General features: G+C 69.1%; 16 protein-coding genes. 5 read left to right on the top strand and 11 right to left on the bottom strand.

The features are described 5' to 3' along the window. Window positions 1-1188: ATP-binding cassette domain-containing protein (locus ACWKY3_RS09425; RefSeq protein WP_449316148.1), on the bottom strand; the 1188-nt coding region annotated here is incomplete at its 3' end. Next, the gene (locus ACWKY3_RS09420; protein WP_449316147.1) at window positions 1176-1991 is read right to left on the bottom strand and encodes an energy-coupling factor transporter transmembrane component T; all 816 of its coding nucleotides are present in this window, start codon (window positions 1989-1991) and stop codon (window positions 1176-1178) included. The genes ACWKY3_RS09425 and ACWKY3_RS09420, both read right to left, overlap by 13 nt. 224 nt (window positions 1992-2215) lie before the next feature. Between ACWKY3_RS09420 and ACWKY3_RS09415 the strand changes: the two genes are divergently transcribed. Further along, window positions 2216-3217 carry a helix-turn-helix transcriptional regulator gene (locus ACWKY3_RS09415; RefSeq protein WP_449316146.1) on the top strand — a complete coding sequence of 334 codons (1002 nt, stop codon included), beginning with the start codon at window positions 2216-2218 and terminating at the stop codon, window positions 3215-3217. 28 nt (window positions 3218-3245) lie between these two features. Here the strand turns inward: ACWKY3_RS09415 and ACWKY3_RS09410 are convergent, their stop codons facing one another. Next, entirely contained in the window at window positions 3246-3668 is a 423-nt protein-coding gene (locus tag ACWKY3_RS09410) for a 6-pyruvoyl trahydropterin synthase family protein (RefSeq protein WP_449316145.1), read from the bottom strand. Between the two features lie 334 nt (window positions 3669-4002). Between ACWKY3_RS09410 and ACWKY3_RS09405 the strand changes: the two genes are divergently transcribed. From ACWKY3_RS09405 to ACWKY3_RS09395, 3 genes are read left to right on the top strand one after another with little or no spacing between them, the layout of a single operon-like run. Continuing rightward, window positions 4003-5022 (top strand): alpha/beta hydrolase, encoded by a 1020-nt coding sequence (locus tag ACWKY3_RS09405; protein ID WP_449316144.1) that lies wholly within the window; start codon window positions 4003-4005, stop codon window positions 5020-5022. Then, the gene (locus ACWKY3_RS09400) at window positions 4995-6254 is read left to right on the top strand and encodes a phthiocerol/phthiodiolone dimycocerosyl transferase family protein (protein ID WP_449316143.1); all 1260 of its coding nucleotides are present in this window, start codon (window positions 4995-4997) and stop codon (window positions 6252-6254) included. The genes ACWKY3_RS09405 and ACWKY3_RS09400 overlap by 28 nt, the downstream gene beginning before the upstream one ends. Continuing rightward, window positions 6251-6907, top strand: coding sequence for a DUF6320 domain-containing protein (locus ACWKY3_RS09395; protein ID WP_449316142.1), 657 nt, complete (start codon window positions 6251-6253; stop codon window positions 6905-6907). The genes ACWKY3_RS09400 and ACWKY3_RS09395 overlap by 4 nt, the downstream gene beginning before the upstream one ends. A gap of 25 nt (window positions 6908-6932) precedes the next feature. Here ACWKY3_RS09395 and ACWKY3_RS09390 read toward each other — a convergent pair whose 3' ends face one another. Beyond that, window positions 6933-7754, bottom strand: coding sequence for a rhomboid family intramembrane serine protease (locus tag ACWKY3_RS09390; protein WP_449316141.1), 822 nt, complete (start codon window positions 7752-7754; stop codon window positions 6933-6935). Between the two features lie 142 nt (window positions 7755-7896). Continuing rightward, entirely contained in the window at window positions 7897-9909 is a 2013-nt protein-coding gene (locus ACWKY3_RS09385) for a nuclease-related domain-containing protein (protein WP_449316140.1), read from the bottom strand. A 213-nt stretch (window positions 9910-10122) separates the two neighbouring features. Between ACWKY3_RS09385 and ACWKY3_RS09380 the strand changes: the two genes are divergently transcribed. Next, window positions 10123-10620 carry an HAD family hydrolase gene (locus ACWKY3_RS09380; RefSeq protein ID WP_449316139.1) on the top strand — a complete coding sequence of 166 codons (498 nt, stop codon included), beginning with the start codon at window positions 10123-10125 and terminating at the stop codon, window positions 10618-10620. A gap of 122 nt (window positions 10621-10742) precedes the next feature. Here ACWKY3_RS09380 and ACWKY3_RS09375 read toward each other — a convergent pair whose 3' ends face one another. From ACWKY3_RS09375 to ACWKY3_RS09350, 6 genes are all read right to left on the bottom strand, one after another. Further along, the gene (locus ACWKY3_RS09375) at window positions 10743-12617 is read right to left on the bottom strand and encodes an ABC transporter ATP-binding protein (protein WP_449316138.1); all 1875 of its coding nucleotides are present in this window, start codon (window positions 12615-12617) and stop codon (window positions 10743-10745) included. Next, entirely contained in the window at window positions 12611-13387 is a 777-nt protein-coding gene (locus ACWKY3_RS09370; protein WP_449316149.1) for an energy-coupling factor transporter transmembrane component T, read from the bottom strand. The genes ACWKY3_RS09375 and ACWKY3_RS09370 overlap by 7 nt, the downstream gene beginning before the upstream one ends. After that, window positions 13387-14019, bottom strand: coding sequence for an MptD family putative ECF transporter S component (locus ACWKY3_RS09365; RefSeq protein WP_449316137.1), 633 nt, complete (start codon window positions 14017-14019; stop codon window positions 13387-13389). The genes ACWKY3_RS09370 and ACWKY3_RS09365 overlap by 1 nt, the downstream gene beginning before the upstream one ends. 150 nt (window positions 14020-14169) lie before the next feature. Continuing rightward, window positions 14170-15912, bottom strand: coding sequence for an ABC transporter ATP-binding protein (locus ACWKY3_RS09360; protein ID WP_449316136.1), 1743 nt, complete (start codon window positions 15910-15912; stop codon window positions 14170-14172). Beyond that, window positions 15912-17003 (bottom strand): ABC transporter ATP-binding protein, encoded by a 1092-nt coding sequence (locus tag ACWKY3_RS09355; RefSeq protein ID WP_449316135.1) that lies wholly within the window; start codon window positions 17001-17003, stop codon window positions 15912-15914. The genes ACWKY3_RS09360 and ACWKY3_RS09355 overlap by 1 nt, the downstream gene beginning before the upstream one ends. Before the next feature lie 33 nt (window positions 17004-17036). Next, window positions 17037-17786, bottom strand: a complete 750-nt coding sequence (locus ACWKY3_RS09350) for an ABC transporter transmembrane domain-containing protein (RefSeq protein ID WP_449316134.1) — start codon at window positions 17784-17786, stop codon at window positions 17037-17039. Window positions 17787-17853 lie beyond the last annotated feature (67 nt).

The following is a 17853-nucleotide window of genomic DNA, read 5'->3' as shown; positions in this document are numbered from 1 at the left end:
CCGTTCGCGCGGGCCGAGGGGACGCCCCGCCACCCGCACCTCGCCCGCGCTCTCGGCGTGCAGCCCCGCAAGGCAGCGCGCAAGCGTGGTCTTGCCCGCCCCGTTGCGACCCACAAGCGCCACCGCACGGCCCGCATGCGCGGAGAACCCGCAATTGCAAACGACCGCCGCACCGCGCCGCCCGTAGCGCGCTTCAAGGCCACGCACTTCGAGGAGGGGCTGCTCGGGAAGGGAGCGCGTCTCAAGGGAGGCACGTCCTTCGCCGCCGCCCTGGTCCTCCAAGTCCTCGGAAGCCGGCCCCACCTCGGCAATGTCCCAGGCGCGCAGGCCCTTGCGCGCTCGCTCGACGGCGGGCATCGCGGCGAACTCGTCGGCGGGCAGGTCGCAGACGATGCGGCCGTCTTCCATGAGCACGATGCGGTCCGCCACGCCCGCCAGCCACCACAGGCGATGCTCGGCCACGAGGATCGCCTTGCCGGCAGCCTTCAAGCGCGCCACCACGTCGCGCAAACGCTTCATCGCGTCCACGTCCAGCGCGGCGGTGGGCTCGTCCAGCACGAACGCAGAGGGTTCCATCGCATGTACCGACGCCACGGCCACCAACTGCTTCTCACCGCCGGACAGCGCGCGGATGTCGCGCTCCATCAAACTCTCGATGGAAAGTTCGCGCACGGCGGCCGCCACGCGCACGTGCATCTCGTCCTGCGGCACGCCCATGTTCTCGCAACCAAACGCCACCTCGGAAGTGGTGTCCAGATTGAAGAACTGGCTGCGCGGGTTCTGGAACACGCTGCCCACAACGCACGACAGATCGTCCATCTCCCACCGGTCCATAGATATGCCCTGCACTCGTACTTCGCCGGACATCTCGCCTCCATACAAGGCAGGAATAAGGCCATTTACCATGCGCGTGAGCGTGGTCTTGCCACACCCGGACGGCCCGGTAAGCACCACGCACTCCCCCGGATGCACCACAAGGTCCACGCCAAAAACGGAGGCCGTCCCGCGCACCAGCACGCCCGAGCCGCCACCCGACCCAGCGTCCGCCCCTTCCGCACGCGCGTCTTCTATCGTCTGCGCGTCCGCTTCCCGCGATTCACGTGCTGCAACATCAGTCTTTCCATCTGACGCAGCATAGGAAAAGCTCGCATCACGCAGCTCGATCACCGGCGCGCTCACGCGAACCACCAGCCCATCCGCACGCCCAGCAAAAACGCGGCCACCGCCGAAAACGCCACCAGCATGATCCAATCCATCGCGCGCAACCGCAGGTCGTAGTACGATGTGCGCAGACGCGACGAGTCCATGCCGCGCACGGTGGCGGCGTTGCCCAGCTCGTCGGCCACGATGGCAAGGCGGCTCATCACAGGCACAAGCAGGCCCTCCATCACGCGCACGGGATGCGTCGTCACCATGCGAACGCCAAGCGGCACGCCACGCACACGCATAGCCTCCACCACTGAGGCGAACTCGGCTGTCATCGTGGGGAAGAACCGCAGCGCCACGCACAGCGCGATGATGGCGTGGCGCGGCAGGTAGACGCGCTGCAGCGCGCAAGCCAGCTCGCCCACGCACGTGGTGGCGATCATGTTCGAGGCGAACATGCCGATGCAGAACACGCAGCGCACCACCACAAGAATGACTGCGAACGATGCCGACGCCGAACTGGGCGCGAGCAGCGACAGGTAGCCGACGGCCGTGACCGCCGCGTACACCGCGCACCAGCGCGCAGCCGAAGCCGCCCGCCCGCACCACACGCACACCACGGCGCACAGCCCCACCATGACGAAGTGCGCGCCCATCGTGTTCGGCGAGAACGCGATGGCGTTCAGCAGCACGAGGATGGCCACGGACACACGCGGGTCGAGCCTGCGCTGCGCGAGCGCACCGCGAACGCGGACGGCCGGGGCGGAAGCGGGCGCGCACGCCGCCCTGGCGCACCGAATCGGCGCCGCTTGCGTTTCCCGGAATGCTCCCTTACTATTAGCCATGGCTAACATATTAACGGGAACGGGGAAAAGGAGCCGCTTGCCGCGCCATCGGAGCGTTTTCGCCGAAAAAGGATGCGACCGCGCCGAAAAACGGGAGCACGGGCAGCGCGTCGCATGCCAACGCGCCGGCATGCGACGCGAAAAGCGGCACCGGGCACGCCGCCCGACGGCAAGCCCGCGCACCCGCCACCCCTTCCCGCCATCCGGAAAGGAGAGGACCAGCCATGGCAACCCGCGGCATCAAACGCGCGACGGCGATAGAAGAGATGTTCGCCCCCCAGGTGAGGGCCATGCACGGCATCCCCTTCGAGGAGGGCGAGCTGCGCCGTTGCGGACGCGGTTGGCGCATCGACCCCGCCTGGGGCCAGGGCACGTACTGGTACTACCCCCTGGACGGCACTGCGGCCTTCGCCGTGTTCGACCTCGAGTTTCGCCGAGCGACCGACATGTCCATGCACTGCGCCGACATGCTGTGCTTCGGCAGCTACGGCCGCGGCATGATCCCCTACTTCACGGCGTTCTCCAAAGTGGACGACGGCGTGGAGACGGGCACGCTCCTCGGCTACATCTGGCGCGACAGCTTCTACCGCAACGTCGTGCGGCCCGGCAGCCCGCTTGCCGTGACAAGCCTCGCCCTCACACCGGGCGGCGCGGCGGCCATGGCGGCGCGCATCGGGACGGACCCGCTCACGCTGGCCTCGGCCATCTCGGCTCTGGACGGCACGCACCGCAACCTGGCGCTTTTGCGCCTGTTCGACGAGGTGCGGCGTGTGTGCCCCGGCGAACCGGTGGCGCGCGCGTACTACGAGAGCAAGGCTGTGGAGGCGTGCGCTCTCGTGGTGGACTGGTGGGGTTCGTTGCAGCGCAAAGGTAGTGCGCGCATCCGCCCCGCCGACCGCACGGCGTTCAACCTCGCCTGCGCCTACGCGCGCGAGCATCTGGGCGAGGCCGTTTCGCTGGAGGACATGTGCCAGGCATCGTGCGTGAGCGCGAGCAAGCTCACCGGCCTGTTCAAGGACATCGAGGGCACAACGCCCATGGGGTGGGTGCGCGAGCGCCGCATGGAGCGCGCCTGCCAGCTGCTCGCGCAGACCGACGACTCCCTGGCCGCCGTATCGGCCGCCGTGGGCTTCGCGCGCCAGGGAAGCTTTTCGGAGGCGTTTAAAAGCCGCTTCGGCGTCACGCCGCACAGCTTTCGCGCGCTACGTCGAAACGCAAGCTCCTAGCCGTCCGCCGCATCGCGTGCAAGCGCGCTCACCGGGGACGGTAGACGGCGCAGTTGTTCGGCGTCTCGTACATGTCCACCTGCGCCACGGGCAGGCCCGCCTCGGTCAGGCGCTCGCAGAAGCAGCGCGCCAGGTTCTCGGCCGTCGTGCGGAACGGGAGCACGGTCAGGCTGAACCCCTCTGCGGCAAGCGCCGCGAGCGTCGCTTCGGAAAGCGACCCCTCCTCCACGAGGAAGGTGTGGTCGAACTCCTCGGCCAAGTCGCGAACGGCGCGCTTGAACACGCCGAAGTCCAGCACCATGTCGCGCATGGTGCCCGCGTCCTGCACGTCGTCGACCTCCAGGTGGACCACCGCGCGCCAGCGGTGCCCGTGCAGGTTCTCGCATTTGCCGTAGTAGTCGGTGAGGAAGTGGGCCGAGTCGAAGCTGGCCTCCGTTTTCAGTCCGTACATGGCAACTCCTCGCTCCTCGCGCCAACCTGCACGCAGGCAAGCGCTTCGTCTTGATTGGCGCCATCATACCAAAGCGTCTGCTAAGCGCGCCGCGAAACTCCGCTCGGAAGCCCTCGAAAACCGCACGCACGCGGGAAACGGCGGGATCGGCAAGCCGGCCTTCCGCGCCGCCCCCGCGCGGCCCCTCCCGCAAGCAACAACCTGGCGCGCCTTTCCCTCCCCGCGCCCCGCGGCACGCTCCCCTGTGCTACGATTAACCGAGCGGCGGCGCACCCGATCCGCCGCACGGCACGCGGGCCCGGCCCGCGGCGCCTTTCCTGAAAGGAGGGCCTCCATGCCCCTCAACAAAGCGGTGCTCGCCGCGTTCAAGGCGGCCTCGCGGCTCAAGCCCGACGTCAAAACGTCCTACGGGGCGCAGCGTGTGGCCGAGGACGTGCTGGCGAAGCTCTCCGTCCCCAACCCGCGCTGCCGCATCGAGGAGAAGCTCGCCCCCATGCCCGACGGCCACCAGGTGCCCCTGCGCGTGTTCACGCCGCTCGACATCGACCTCTCCCTGGCCAAGGGCCTCAAAGTGCGCGAGGAGTCGCGCGGCACCATCCTGTTCTTCCACGGAGGCGGCTGGGTCAACGGAAACGTGGACTTTTACCTGGACGCCTGCACCGCCATGGCGCTTCGGCTGGAGCGGCGCGTGGTGTCGGTGGACTACCGTCGCGCGCCCGAGCACCGTTTCCCCCAGGCGCCCAACGACTGCTACGAGGTGGCGCGCCAGCTGTTCGCCGGCCAGCTCCTTGACGACGCCGACCCCGACCGCATCGTGCTGTTCGGCGACAGCGCCGGCGGCAACCTGGCCGCGGTGGTGTCGCTCATGGCGCGCGACAGCGGCGCGTTCTTTCCGAAAGCCCAGATGCTCCTCTACCCGGCCACCTACAACGACCACGACCCCCGCACCTCCTGGTTCGACTCGGTGCGGGAAAACGGCGAGGACTACCTGCTCACCGCGCGCGACGTCATGGACTACATGGACCTGTACGCCTCCTCGCCCGCCGACCTCTCCAACCCCGACCTGGCCCCTCTTTTGGCAGACGACCTCTCGGGGCTGCCCCGCACCCTCGTGATCACCGCCGAGTACTGCCCGCTGCGCGACGAGGGCGAGGCGTTCGCCGCGCGCTGCGAGCTGGAGGGAACCGAGGTCCAGTGCTACCGGATGCTCAACGCCGTGCACGGGTACCTGCTCTACCCCTCGGTGCTGGACATCGTCAAGGACACCTATCGCATCATGAAGCATTTCCTCGACGGGGACGAGCTGACGGAAAGGGGCGAGCGGACGTGGCTCGGGCTGCTTGGCACCGACTAGACAACGTGGGGAAGTTCTACTCGGCGCAGGCCGGAAGCCCCAACCAGACGGTGTTCCGCTACTCGGCCACGCTGGCCGACGAGGTGGACGAGGCCGCCTTGCAACGGGCGTTAGAGCAGGCCGTGGAGCTGTTCCCGGGGTTCAACGTGCGGCTGCGCAGCGGCATGTTCTGGCACTACCTGGAGCAGTCCGACGAGCCGCCCGCCGTCATGCGCGAGAGCCTGCCCATCTGCTACGGCCTGCACGTCCACGCGAAAAGCCCGCTTCTGCGCGCAAGCTGGCACCGCGACCGCGTCAACCTGGAGGTCTCGCACATGGTTTCGGACGGGCGCGGAACGCTGAGCCTGTTCAAAGCCCTTCTCTCGTTCTACGCGAAGGAGCGCTACGGAGTGGAGGGCCTTGCCGCGGACTACGAAGGGACCGACCGTCAGAAAGCCGAGAACAGCTTCGATGCGCACTTCGAACGCGACAAGGCGGGACGCTCCCCCTCCCTCGCAGCCTACCGCCTTCCCGGTCGGCGCGATCCGGGCGACCCCACGTACCTGGAATACCATTTGAGCGCCGCGCGCGTGCTCGAGCTGGCCCGCTCTTGCGGCGTGAGCCTCACCTCGCTCGTGATAGCGGCGGCGGTGTGCGCCATCCGCGACCGCATGACCCCGCGCGAGCGCGAGCGCGGCCGCGCCATCCGCCTCGACGTCCCCGTCGACCTGCGGGATTTGTTCGGATCGCTCAGCGTCAAGAACTTCTTCGGCCTGGCGTTCGTCTCCTACACGCCTAAAAGCGAGGACGAGCCCGTCGAGCGCGTGGCGCAGCGCATCCAAGAGCAGCTGCGCGCCGAAACCCAGCCCGACCGCCTCAAAGCGCGCATGAACCGCATGGTGGCCCTGGAGAAGAACCCGCTTTTGCGGCTGTCTCCCCTGTTCATGAAGGACCTCGTCCTCGCGGCGGCCGATCGTTTGACGGCGCGCGAGGTCACCACCACCGTTTCGAGCCTTGGCCGCATCCAGCTGGACGAGCGCGTGGCGGCCCACGTGCGCAACATCAACGTGTTCACCTCCACGACGGGGCTCAACTTCGTCGCGTGCACCTTCGGCGACGATTTGAGCATCGGCATCTCTTCGGCGTACCGCGACCTCGGCGTCGTGCGGGACTTCTGCCGCCTCTTCTCCGCGCGCGGCATCGAGGGCCTTATGCACACGAGCGGCGCAAGAGAGGAGGCGGGCGCGCGATGAGGCGGTGCGAGCACTGCGGCGTGCGCTTCTCCGGCAACCTTGACCGGTGCCCTCTGTGCCGCTTTCCGCTGACCGGCGCCGCCGAGCCCTCGGTGTTCCCCATCAGCGAGGTGCGCGTGGCGGGCGCGCGGGCGCGCCGGGTGCTCGCGTTCGCCGCCGCAGCCGCGGCCTTGGCGCTTGCGGCGGCGGGGTTTTTGCTCAAGATCCCGGTCGGCGCCGTCGCGGCGCTCGCGGCGGCGCTTGTGCTGAACTACCTGTTCGTGCGCAACTGCATCGCTCGCCGCCCCGACGTTTTGCGCATCGTCTCACGGTGTTTCCTGCTGCTGCTCGCCTTGGCGGGCGTGTGGTTTCTCGCCACGCGCGACATGTCCGTGACCACGTTCGCCATACCCGGCGTCTGCCTGGTCTCCCTTGCGTTCGACGCGGTGCTGCTGGCGGCGCTCAAAGGGACGTTCGTCGCCGGCTACGCGAAATACCTGCTGTTCGACGTGGCGTTGGGCCTGGTGCCGCTCGCGCTCGCGGCGGCGGGGCTGACCGAGCAGCCTGCGCCGTCGTACGCGAGCGCGGCTGCGGCAGGAGCGCTGCTGCTGGCGACCGTCGCGCTCGCGCGCGGCGAGCTGGCGGCGGAGATCCGCAAGCTGTTCGCCGCCTGAGAGGCGCAGCTCGAAAAGACCCCTCTTACCCGATCAAACCCCGCGAGACGAGCAGCCACCCCAAGGCGCCCGCCCACGCGACGGCCACGATGACGCGCACGGCGGCGGGCACGCGCAGGCTGCGCGCCGGCAGCATGAGCATGGCCGCCGCGCCGCCCAGCGCGCCGCCCAGATGCCCGCTCACCGAGATGCCCGGAACCAGCAAGGTGTAGGCCACGTTGACCGCGATGACCCCCAGCATGCCCTTGCTGTACTGCGCGAACACCGACCGGTTGCCCCGATGGAGCACACCTAGCAACGCCACGGCCACGAACAGGCCGAACACGCTCGTGGACGCACCCGCGCTCACCGACGCGCCGCTTCCCAGGAACACGTCGGCAGCGTAGGACACGGCGTTGCCCGTGATGCCGCCCACGAAATACAGCGCGACGAACCACCCTTTGCCCAGCGTGCGCTCCAGCACCTCGCCCACGCTGTAGAGCGCCACCATGTTGAACGCCAGGTGCATGAGGTCCATGTGCAGAAACATCGGCGTGACGAAGCGGTACAGGTCGGCGGCCGACCGCACCAAGGGCGCGTACATGGCGCCCATCTCGACCAGCACCTGCGTCGACACGTCCACGCGCATGCCGGAGAGCAGCACCTCCACCGCGTACACCGCCACGTTGAGCGCGATGAGGACAAGGGTGACCATGCACCCCGCATTGCGCTGCAGAAAGCTCGGCTTGTTCTGGGACAGCATGCGCTTGAGATCGTCGTCGCCGATCACGGCGCGCCTCGGCACGCCGCCGACGGCGGAATCCGGCCGGTTGCTTTGGGTCGGCGTGTTCTCCTGACTCTGGGGCACGGGCTCTCCTTGCGGGTTTCTGGTCGGTCGCATCCCCGCATCCTACCACGTCCGAGCGCCCGCGCGCCCAAACACCATCGCGCCTCCGCATCGCCAGCGCGAAAGCGCGCTTCGCCGTTTCAAAACGACCGGGAACGCTGCCCTAAGGGTACTGGTTCATGCCCATGGTGTCCCGCAGCTCCTCGTTGTAGGACACGTAGCCCGGTTCGTACCAGGAATATGAGTAGGAGTTGCCGTACTCGCAGCTCCCCACCGCACGCTCGTACTCGTCGTCGCACGAACGCGATCCCCCGCGGTCCTCCCCGCCGCCCCCGTGCGAGACGGCGGCCCTGCGCACAGGGGCGCGGTACTCGGATTCGTCGTCAGCTAGAACGAGCGCGAAGCTTTCGGCAGCCGATAGTAGATCGACATCGCGCACGGGCGGATCGGGAATGGCCGCCAGCGTCCGAAGAACGCTCAGCAAAGGCTCTATCTGGGGAAGCACGATGCTCGCCTGGCGCTGCACGTCAAGGTAGCGCCCCAGAACCTCCAGTCCGAAGTTCGGCAAAGAGAGCTCGGGCGGCTTAAGCGCGCGCTCCTCAAGCGCAACCGCCACCGCCTCCACTTGCCGCTTGCTCAGGCAGACGGGACGCTTGCCTATCTCGCCCACCAGCTTGGATGCGCGGACGACGGAGAGGCTCGAATCGTTTTTCACCTTCAACACGTCGCCCGCGAACGCGATCAGCGGAGTCACGGGCAGGCGGTCCTCGCGCCCTCTGTCCAGCGCCTCGTTCACCACATGCCGCACGCAGCGACGCCGCCGGGAGTTCTGCCGGCACGCCGCGCCCATCTCCTTGCAGCGCCCGTCCTTCCTCACCTTGCGCCAGGCGCCGTCCTTGCCCACCTCAACCCGGCACGGCTCCGCAGCGTCCAAGCGCCTCACCTCGACGGCGAACACCCCATGCGGGCAGACCACGACAATGTCGGACGCCGGGGCCTCGTCCCCCGGATCCAGCCGAACGTCCCGCAGCACCTTCCAGCCCTGCGCGCGGCGGGCGAGCAGGCCCGAAAGCGCCTCGCGCTTGGCCAGCTCGTCCGCAACAGGCTCCTTCGCCTGCTGCGCGAACGCCTCCCACCGCTCGCGCAGCAGCCGGGCGCGCTCCGCAAGCTCCCTGACAGGCCGCTGCCCCGCAAGCTCGGCGGCGGCCCGGCTTGCGTTCGGCGTTTGGGCGCCCGGCAACGCGAACGACTCCAGCGCGCCCAGCCGCTCGACGTCGAAGGGCATCGCGGGAAGGAGCGCCAAGGCGTCCCGGACCAGCAGCAGGTACCCGGCCCCCTCGCTCCCGCGAACGCGCACCTTTCCATCGGTTACCGAGAACAGGCGCAGCAGACCCCCGTCACCGCGATCCTTCGCAAGGCGCCGGAAGGGCTCGCCCTGCACGAACTCCCGATAGCCGCGCAAGACGCGGGCGTCGTCGCCCTCCCCTTCCGGCCGCATCACTTCGGGCGCCCGCAGGCGCTCCCCCAGCTCGAACCTATCCACCAGTTCGGCGTTCTCGACCGTCCTGAACCCCCGGCGACCGCCCCGGCTCCTCCAGCCGCGCCGCACGTTCGCCTCGCTGCCGTAAAACTCCTGAAACCCCGGCGACCCCTCCAACGACCGCAGCTCCTCCCTCGCCCCCTCTGATCGGGAAAGCCGCAGCTCGTCGGCGAAGAGCACGGCCGTGCCCGCCGCCAGCGCGGCAAGCTGCACGCCCGCGCAGAGGATCGTGATGGCCTCCCCCTTCAGGAAGGACAGCACCGTCTCGGTGAGGACGCCCGTCAAAAGCACCGACGCAAGCCACGTCGCGGGCAAAAGCAGCGCGGCTCCCGCACCCTTGGAAAGCGGATTCGTCTCGACGGCGCATGCGCGGTCGAACGCAAGGACCAAAAGCGCGGCGGCGGCCGCCATGGCCGCGACGTACAGGGAAAGCGGGAGGGGCTCTATGGCCTCGTCGAACTCGATGAACCGCAAAAGGGCCCCGCAGACAAAGGCGGACACCGCGATGGGGACGACGCACAGCCAGCCGCGGTACGGCCGCACAGGATGCCGGCGCGCGTGCATCGCGTACGCCCCGCCCGGATCCACATCGAAGTACGGCAGCATGCGCTCAAGCTTCTCCGCCAGGTCCTTCATAGGCATGTCCCCCGTTCGCACTCGCGCAGTTTTCCTCCATAATACCCCATCGCGCCTCACGGCGGGAAGCAGCACCCCGGCAGGTGCGAGTCGCATTGATCGGGAAGCGCAACGGGCGCGAGAAGAGGAACTCAACGAAAACGGGGGCGCTCACCCACGGCCGCCCCGAGGTGATGGCCGTCGTGCCTTGCCAAGCAAGCGGGCATCTGCAACGTGGAGGCCGATTGCCTGCCCGAGGACAAGCTGCGCGCCATCGAGCGCTTCGAGGACGGTGGCGCGCCGGTTCGCATGGTGGGCGACGGCATCAACGACGCACCCACCCTCAAGCGCGCGACGGCCGGCATCGCCATGGGCGGCGCGGGCAGCAACAGAGCCATGGACGCCGCCGACATCGCGTTCGTGCGCAACGACACCGCTGCGCTCCCCCACGTGATCGCCGTCTCGCAGCGCATGATGACCATCATCAAGCTGAACATGACGTTCTCGACGGACGCTCAATTTCGTCGTCATCGCGCTCGCCATGGTCGGCCTCCTTGGCCCGGTGGCAGGCGCGCTCGCGCACAACGCCGGATCGGCCCTCGCCATCAGCAACTCCGCGCGCCTTTTCGCTTCCAGCGCAAAGGCGCGCCCGCGTCGGACCGAAGGGCGGACGGCCCTCCGGCCTCCTCCGCCACCGAGCCGACGCAGGAGCCGCAACCGCGAACCGCTTAAGGCCGCGCGCACGAACCCGCGCTCGCGACCGATCGCAAGGATGGCCTTCAGATAGTCTTCGCCCGATTCCCGGACGGCCATGCGCCCTCGCCTCCTTCGCGCCTGCACGCATCGCGCGCCGCTCACCCGAAAAACCCTTCGACGCGCCGCGCCGTCTGCGGATCGTCGAGGCGGCCCCACCAGGCCGCGCGCCCCCGCTCCATGAGCAGCGCATGGTCGCAGCATTGGGCCACGAGCTCCGGATCGTGCGTGATCACCAAGCTCGTCACGCCGCGCGCCGACAGGTCGCGCAGGTTTCGGGCGGTGTCCAGCATGTGCGCCCAGTCCAGACCGCTTGTCGGCTCATCGAACACGCACACCGCGCGCTCGCCGGCCACCGCGCTCGCGATGGCCACGCGCTGCTTCTGGCCGCCCGAAAGCGCCATGGGATGCCGCTCGGCCAGACTCTCGAGGTCGAGACCTTCGAGGATGGCGTCGACGACGGGCGCGGCGGCCTCTCCGCGCAGCGGATCGCGGGGGCGGTTGCGCAGGGACAGCGCCACCTCCTCGCGCACGCTCTCGGTGAACAGCTGGTGGTTCACATCCTGCATGACCAGGTAGCAGAGCCGCCGGCGCCGCGCGTTCGAGCAGAGGCGCCCGCCCACGGCCACCTCCCCCTCGCATCCGCGCTCCAACCCGCACACGCAGCGCGCGAACGTCGACTTGCCCGCGCCGTTGTCGCCGAGCACGCCCACGACCGCTCCGCGGGGAAACGAAAGCCCCTCCACGTCGACGGCCGCCTTCCCGCTCCGCCCGTAAGCGAAGCGCAGCGAGCGCACCTCGAGGCCCGCTGTCGCATCCCCTTTCGCCGCGCCCGCCTTCGGCGCGTCTTCGCCCTCCCCCGCCGCAGCCGTCGGAAGACCGCGCCCTCCCGAACGGCCATGCGCGGACGCAGGGAGCGGGCGCGCGGGCGCGGACGACGGGCGCGCGGGCGCAGGGAGCCGAGGTGGCGCAAACGCAGCTGCCGACGCGGCGGCGAAGCTCACGGGGCGCACCGAGCGCAAGCCCGCCGCATGCAGCTGATCGTCCGAAAGCGCGCTCAGCTGCGCGGCGCTCTTCTCCCACGCGACGCGCCCCTCCTCCAAAAGCACGAACCTGTCGGCCACGTCCATGAGGTAGCCCAGCCGATGTTCGGCCACGACGACGGTGCGCCCCTCGGCCTTCCACCGCGCGATGACGTCCGCGAGCATGCGAACAGAGCGCACATCCAGGTTGGAGGCCGGCTCGTCCAGCACGAGCACGCGCGGGCCGTGGGCCGACACGCTCGCGCACGCGATCTTCTGCCTCTCGCCGCCGGAGAGCTTGAACAGGTTGCGGTCGAGCAGCCCGCGAAGCCCGAAGCGCTCGACCGCATCCAGCACGGCCGCGTCGATGCGCTCCGCGTCCCAGCCCATGTTCTCGCAGCAAAACGCCAGCTCGCTCGTGCTGTCCACGTTGAAGAACTGACTGCGCGGGTTCTGGAACACGCTGCCCACGAGCGCCGCCGTGCGCGCGATGGGCTCCTCGCTCGGATCGAGCGCCGCCCACGCCGCGCCGCCCACGCCCGCCGCGCCCACGCCCGCCGCCGCGCGACCGCCCGACGCGCGTGCGCCCGTGCCGTCGGCGGGCCCCACGCGCACCTCCCCCCACAGATCGCCCTCGAAGAACTGGGGAACGAGGCCGTTCACGAGGCGCGTGAGCGTGGTCTTGCCGCAGCCCGACCGCCCGCACAGAACCACCACCTGCCCTGCGGGCACGTCCACGCACACGTCGTCGAGCGCATACGAGCCCTCCGGCGCGCCCTTGTGCCGAAACGACACGTGCCGCACGCTCACGGGCACCCCGCCGCGCGCGTCCGGGGAACCGCCGCCGGCCCTCCGCACGGCTGCCGCGCCCCGCGGCGCCGCAAGCGCGCCCTCCGGCCCCGCATCAGGCGCCCCGCCGCGCGCGTCCGACGCGCAGCCGCCCTTCCCTACCATCCCAGCACCCCCTTCGTCATGGTGAACGCCGCGAGCGCCAGCATGAGCGCCGCAAGCGCGATGTCCGCCGCCCCGAAGCCCACCTGGCAGCGGCTCGTTCGCCGCGCCTCGCCGCCAAGGCCGCGCGCGACGCTGGCCGCCGACAGCTCGTCGCCGATCTTCACGAGGCTCACGATGAGCGGCACGAGCCGGTACTCGACCATCGCGACAGGCCCGCACCTCCATCCCACGCCACGCAAGTGCATGGCATCGCGGATGGAGCGGTACTCCTCCAGCACCGTCGGGAAAAACCTGAACACCACCGCGAAGGGGATGATCACCTTCTGCGGCAGGCGCAGCCGCTCGAACGCCGCCACGAACTCGCTCACCGTGGTGGTGGCGAACAGGTAGTACGCGAACACGGTGCCGGGAAGAAACGACAGCACCATGGCGGTCACGAGGCGCAGAAGCACCGCGAGCGGGCTCGTCGCGCCGAGGGCCTCCAGCAAGACCCCCTCGTTGAGCAGCTCCAAGACAAGCGACGCCAAAAACGCCGTGGAGAACCCGAAGGCGAACGCGCGGCGCCCCGCCTGGGCGAGCAGCGCGACCGTCACGGCCACCGCCGCGGATTTGAGCGCGAACCCCACAAGCGAGTATCCCGAGGCCAGAAGCGTCACGTTCGCGCACACGAGCATGACCACCTTCGTGCGCGGATCGAGCCAAAAGCCCTCGCGCGCCCCGAGGATGACGGGCTCGGCCGCGGCGGGCGCGGCAGACGAGGCGCCCGCCATCACGCGATGCCCGCGCGCTCGAAGTGCTTGCGCAGCACCTTCGTTCCGATGAACGCGCCCACAAGCGCGCATACGACGATGCCCGCGAGATCGGCGGCCAGCATGCCGCCCGACACGAGCGAGATCATCTCGTCGACATACGCGTCGCCCTGCGAGGCGCGGTACGGCTCGAAGTACGCCTCGGTCATGATCCACATCGGAAGCTGCGTGCCCACGATCCACAGCGAGAACACGCAGTGCGACGCGATGGCCGCCTTGACGCTGCGATAGCCCCCTGCCTTCAAGATGAGGTCGGCGACCAGCCCGCACACGATGCCGAAGCCAAGGCCGATGGGGCCGTAGCCCATCAAGAACGTGAGCAGCCCCATGAGCGCGCCCATGATGGTGACCATGCCGAAGCTTCTCACCTTCGTGTAGAACAGCATTTGGGAGATGCCCGACACGAGGGCGAGCGGCAACGGGAACAAATACGCCATGATGGGGATCATCCCCAGGCACCCGCACGCGAAGAAGATGACGAAGTAGATGACCGCGAACACCGCGCACGTCACCAAATCGCGCACCCCGATGCCCCGCTTCTGCTCGATCTGCCGCTTCGCGCCGCGCGGCGCCTGCTGCGTTGTCTTTTCCATGGTGAAGCCTCCTTTTCGTCGAAACGCCCTATCGTCCGGCCCGCGCGCCGCGGGCCGTCTTCTCAATCGGCGGCGCGAGGCCGCCCGCCAAGCCGGGCGCGCGCCTTCGCCGGCCGCCCCGCCGGACGGTCTGCGGCGGGGCGGCGCCCCTCACAACTTCCATCCGAGCGCCGCCTCGCGGCCCTGCACGAAGCGGCGGTAGAGGCCGTCTTCGCACATGAGCTCGTCGTGGCGTCCGCGCTGGACGATGCGGCCGCTGTCCAGCACGACGATCTGGTCCGCACGGCGCACGGTGCTCAGCCGATGGGCGATCATCACCACGGTCTTGCGCGCGCACAGCGCTTCGATAGCGGCCACCAGGTCGGCCTCGTTCTCGGGATCGACGTTGGCCGTGGCCTCGTCGAGGAGCACCACCGGCGCGTCTTTCAGAAGCGCCCGCGCGATGGAGATGCGCTGCCTCTCGCCCCCGGACACGGTGGCCCCTCCCTCCCCGATCACCGTGTCGAAGCCCTGCGGCAGGGCGCGTGCGAAGTCGTAGCAGCGCGCCGCGCGGGCCGCGGCCATCACCTCCTCGTGCGTGGCCTCGGGCCGGCCGAAGCGGATGTTGTTCTCCACCGTGTCGTTGAACAGGTACACGTTCTGAAACACCATCGAGAAATTGCCCATGAGCGCGTCGAGCTTCCAGTCGCGGACGTCTGCGCCGCCAAGGAGCACCGCGCCCGCGTCCACGTCCCAAAACCGCGCCATGAGGTTCACGAGCGTCGTCTTGCCCGACCCGGACGGCCCCACGATGGCGCAGGTCGTCCCCGCGGGGATGGACAGGCTCACGTCGTCGACGACCGTGCGCGCCCCCTTCCCCTCTCCGTACGAGAAGCTCACGCCGTCAAGGACGATCCCCGCGTCGGCGGCCCGCTCGACGTCCCCGTGCTCCTCCATGAGCGGCGTGGAGTCCACCTCCTCCACGCGGTCGATGGACGCGTCCACCATCGGCAGCATGAACGCAAGCGAGCCGGACTGCTCGATCTGGCTGTAGACGAAAAACCCGCCGACGATCATGAGCAGGCACTCGAACAGCTCCATCTCGCCCGCCAGATGCAGCCAGACGGACAGCGCCACCGCCGCCACCGCGAACAGGCGCAGCACGCATTGCTGGGCCACGGTGTAGGGGATGCTCTTCTTCTCCAGGAAAAAGTTCTGCCGCTCGGTTTCGCGGATGGTGCGCTCGAGCGAGGTGGTCGCGTTGCCCATGAGGTTGAACGACTTCACCACGGCAAGTCCCTGCAAGTATTCCAGCACGCCGTCCACCAGGCGCATCTGCGCGGCCAGACGCACGGGCGAATGCCTTTGCGACATGGCCAGCATGCGGGAGTTCACCCACAGCATGCACGCGATGCCCGCAAGCAGAACCGCCCCCACGCGCCAATCGACGAAGGCAAATCCGACGGAGAGCACCGCCGCGTGCATGATGCCCGTGAGGATGCGCACCACGATGGCGCCCGCCATGCTCTCCATGTCCTCCATCGTGGAGGTGCAAATGGCTGTGAGGTTGCCCAGGCTGCGCTCGTTGAAAAACCCCATGGGCACGTGCTTCAGGCGCTCGCCGATGGAGATGCGCTTGTCGTCGAGCATGAGGTAGGCCGCGCGCATCTCTCGCTTGTGGCTCGCGTAGTGCAGCACCGCCTGAGCCGCCACCGCGGCCGCCATGATCCCGAATGCCGCCTGCGCCGTCTGCGCGGACAACGTGCCCGCCAGCATGTCGCGCAGCACGACGAACAAAGGGACGATCTCCATCGCGATGGCGATGGCCTGGAAGAACTCGAGCGCGATGGACACGTACCAGTCGCGCGCGTGCCTTCCCGCGAACCGGAAGAACTTTCGGTAGATGGCAAGCATCAGCGCACCTCCTCGCACGCCGCGGACGCGGGCGCCTCGTCATCGGCGGCATCGGCAGAGCCGATGTGCGCCCTCCACATGTCCGCGTACAGCGGGCACGTCTCCAACAGCTCCCCGTGCCGTCCGCACGCCGCGACGCGCCCATCGTCGATGACCGCGATCTTGTCCGCGCCGGTGACGGTGGACAGCCTATGCGCCACCACGATGAGCGTCTTGCCGCGCGACAGGCGCGCGATGGCGTCCTGCATGGCGACCTCGCTCTCCGGGTCGACGTAGGCCGTGGCCTCGTCGAGCACGACGATGGGCGCGTCCTTGAGCATGGCGCGGGCGACGGCGACGCGCTGGCGCTCCCCGCCCGAGAGGCGCCCGCCCGAGCCGCCCGCCGCGGTCAGGTACCCCCGCTCGAGGCCCTCGATGAACCCGTGGCAGCCGCTCGCCTCGGCGCACGCCACCACCTCGTCGTCGGAGGCGCCGGGGCGGCCCATGCGGATGTTGTTCATCACCGTGTCGTCGAACAGGTAGTTGTCTTGGGCCACGTAGGCCACCAGATCGTTCGCCTGCTCAAGCGGCATGGTGCGCACGTCGGCCCCGCCTATGCGCACCGCGCCGGCGTCGGCCTCCCATTGCGACGCCACGAGCTTGGCGATGGTGGACTTGCCCGACCCGGAAGGTCCCACGAGCGCAAGCGTCTGCCCCTCGCCCACCGCAAGGTCCACGCCCTTCAGAACGGGCGCGCCGCCGTAGGAGAACTCCACGCCGGCAAGCTCGACCGCATGCCCTCGCACGCACACGCGCTCGCTCGGGCGCTCCATCTCCGGCTGGTCGAGCACCTCGCCGATCTCGCCCACGATGGTGGCGATCTTGGCGATCTCGTCCGTGAACATGATGGCGGCGAACAGCGGCCCCATGATGCCGAGCGACAGCACCGTGACGGTGATGAACGTCGGCACGGCAAGCGACCCGTCCATCACGAGCAGGCATCCGAGCGGCAGCACGGCGATGAGCACCGCCGGCCACACGCTCATCATGATGGCCGTCCACGGCAGCGTGGTGCGGCTCCACTCCATCATGAGCCCCGAGTTCGCGCGCACCGCGTCGGCGAACTTGGCGTAGGACGCTGCGGACTAGTTGAACGCCTTGATGACCTCGATACCGCCGATGTACTCCACGATGGCGGCCCCCATGCGGCCTTTCGCGGCCACCACCGCGCCGTACTTCTGCGCGTAATCGCGCATCTCAACGGCGTAGCACAGAAAGCCCACCGGTATGGTGGCGAGCGAGGCGAGCGCCATGCGCCAATCGAGCGCGAACTCCACGGCCACGATGGCGAGCGGCACGAGCAGGTTCGCCGTCAGCTCGGGCACCACGTGCGCAAGGGGCACCTCCAGCTGCTCGGCGCGCTCCACGAAAGCGGCTTTCAGCTTGCCCGAAGGCGTGTCCAGCACGTAGCCGAGCGGCATGCGCGAAAGCTTCGCCGCAAGCGCGCGGCGCACCTCCGAGAGCACCGCGAACGTGGCCGCGTGCGAGACGGTGGTCGACCACCCCATCAAAAACGCCTTCGCCACCTGCCCCGCCGCCGCAACGCCGCACCACGCGAGGTAGAACCCGAAGTCGCGCACGCCCTCCACGAGCGCCGCGGCCATGGCCGCCACGGCCGCGTACGGCAGAAAGCCGCACGCCACGCCCGCGACGGCGAGCGCGATGGAGGCCGCGTACGTCCCCTTGCGGGGAGCCGCCAACATGAACAGCCGCTTGAACGGCGGCGTCGAAGCCTTCTCGTTCGGTGCGCGCGAAGGCCTAACAGACGCGGCTTCGCCGAGGTCGTCCCGCGCGTCCGTCGCGCAGGGGCCTGTCTTCTCTTTCACTGTCCTCACCGCTTTCCTTCAAACGAAAACGAGACGACAAGCGCCCTCCTCCCAGAGGGGACTGTCGGCTCTGCGT

Source organism: Rubneribacter sp., assembly GCF_965361815.1.
This window is presented reverse-complemented; position numbering and strand designations above follow the sequence as displayed.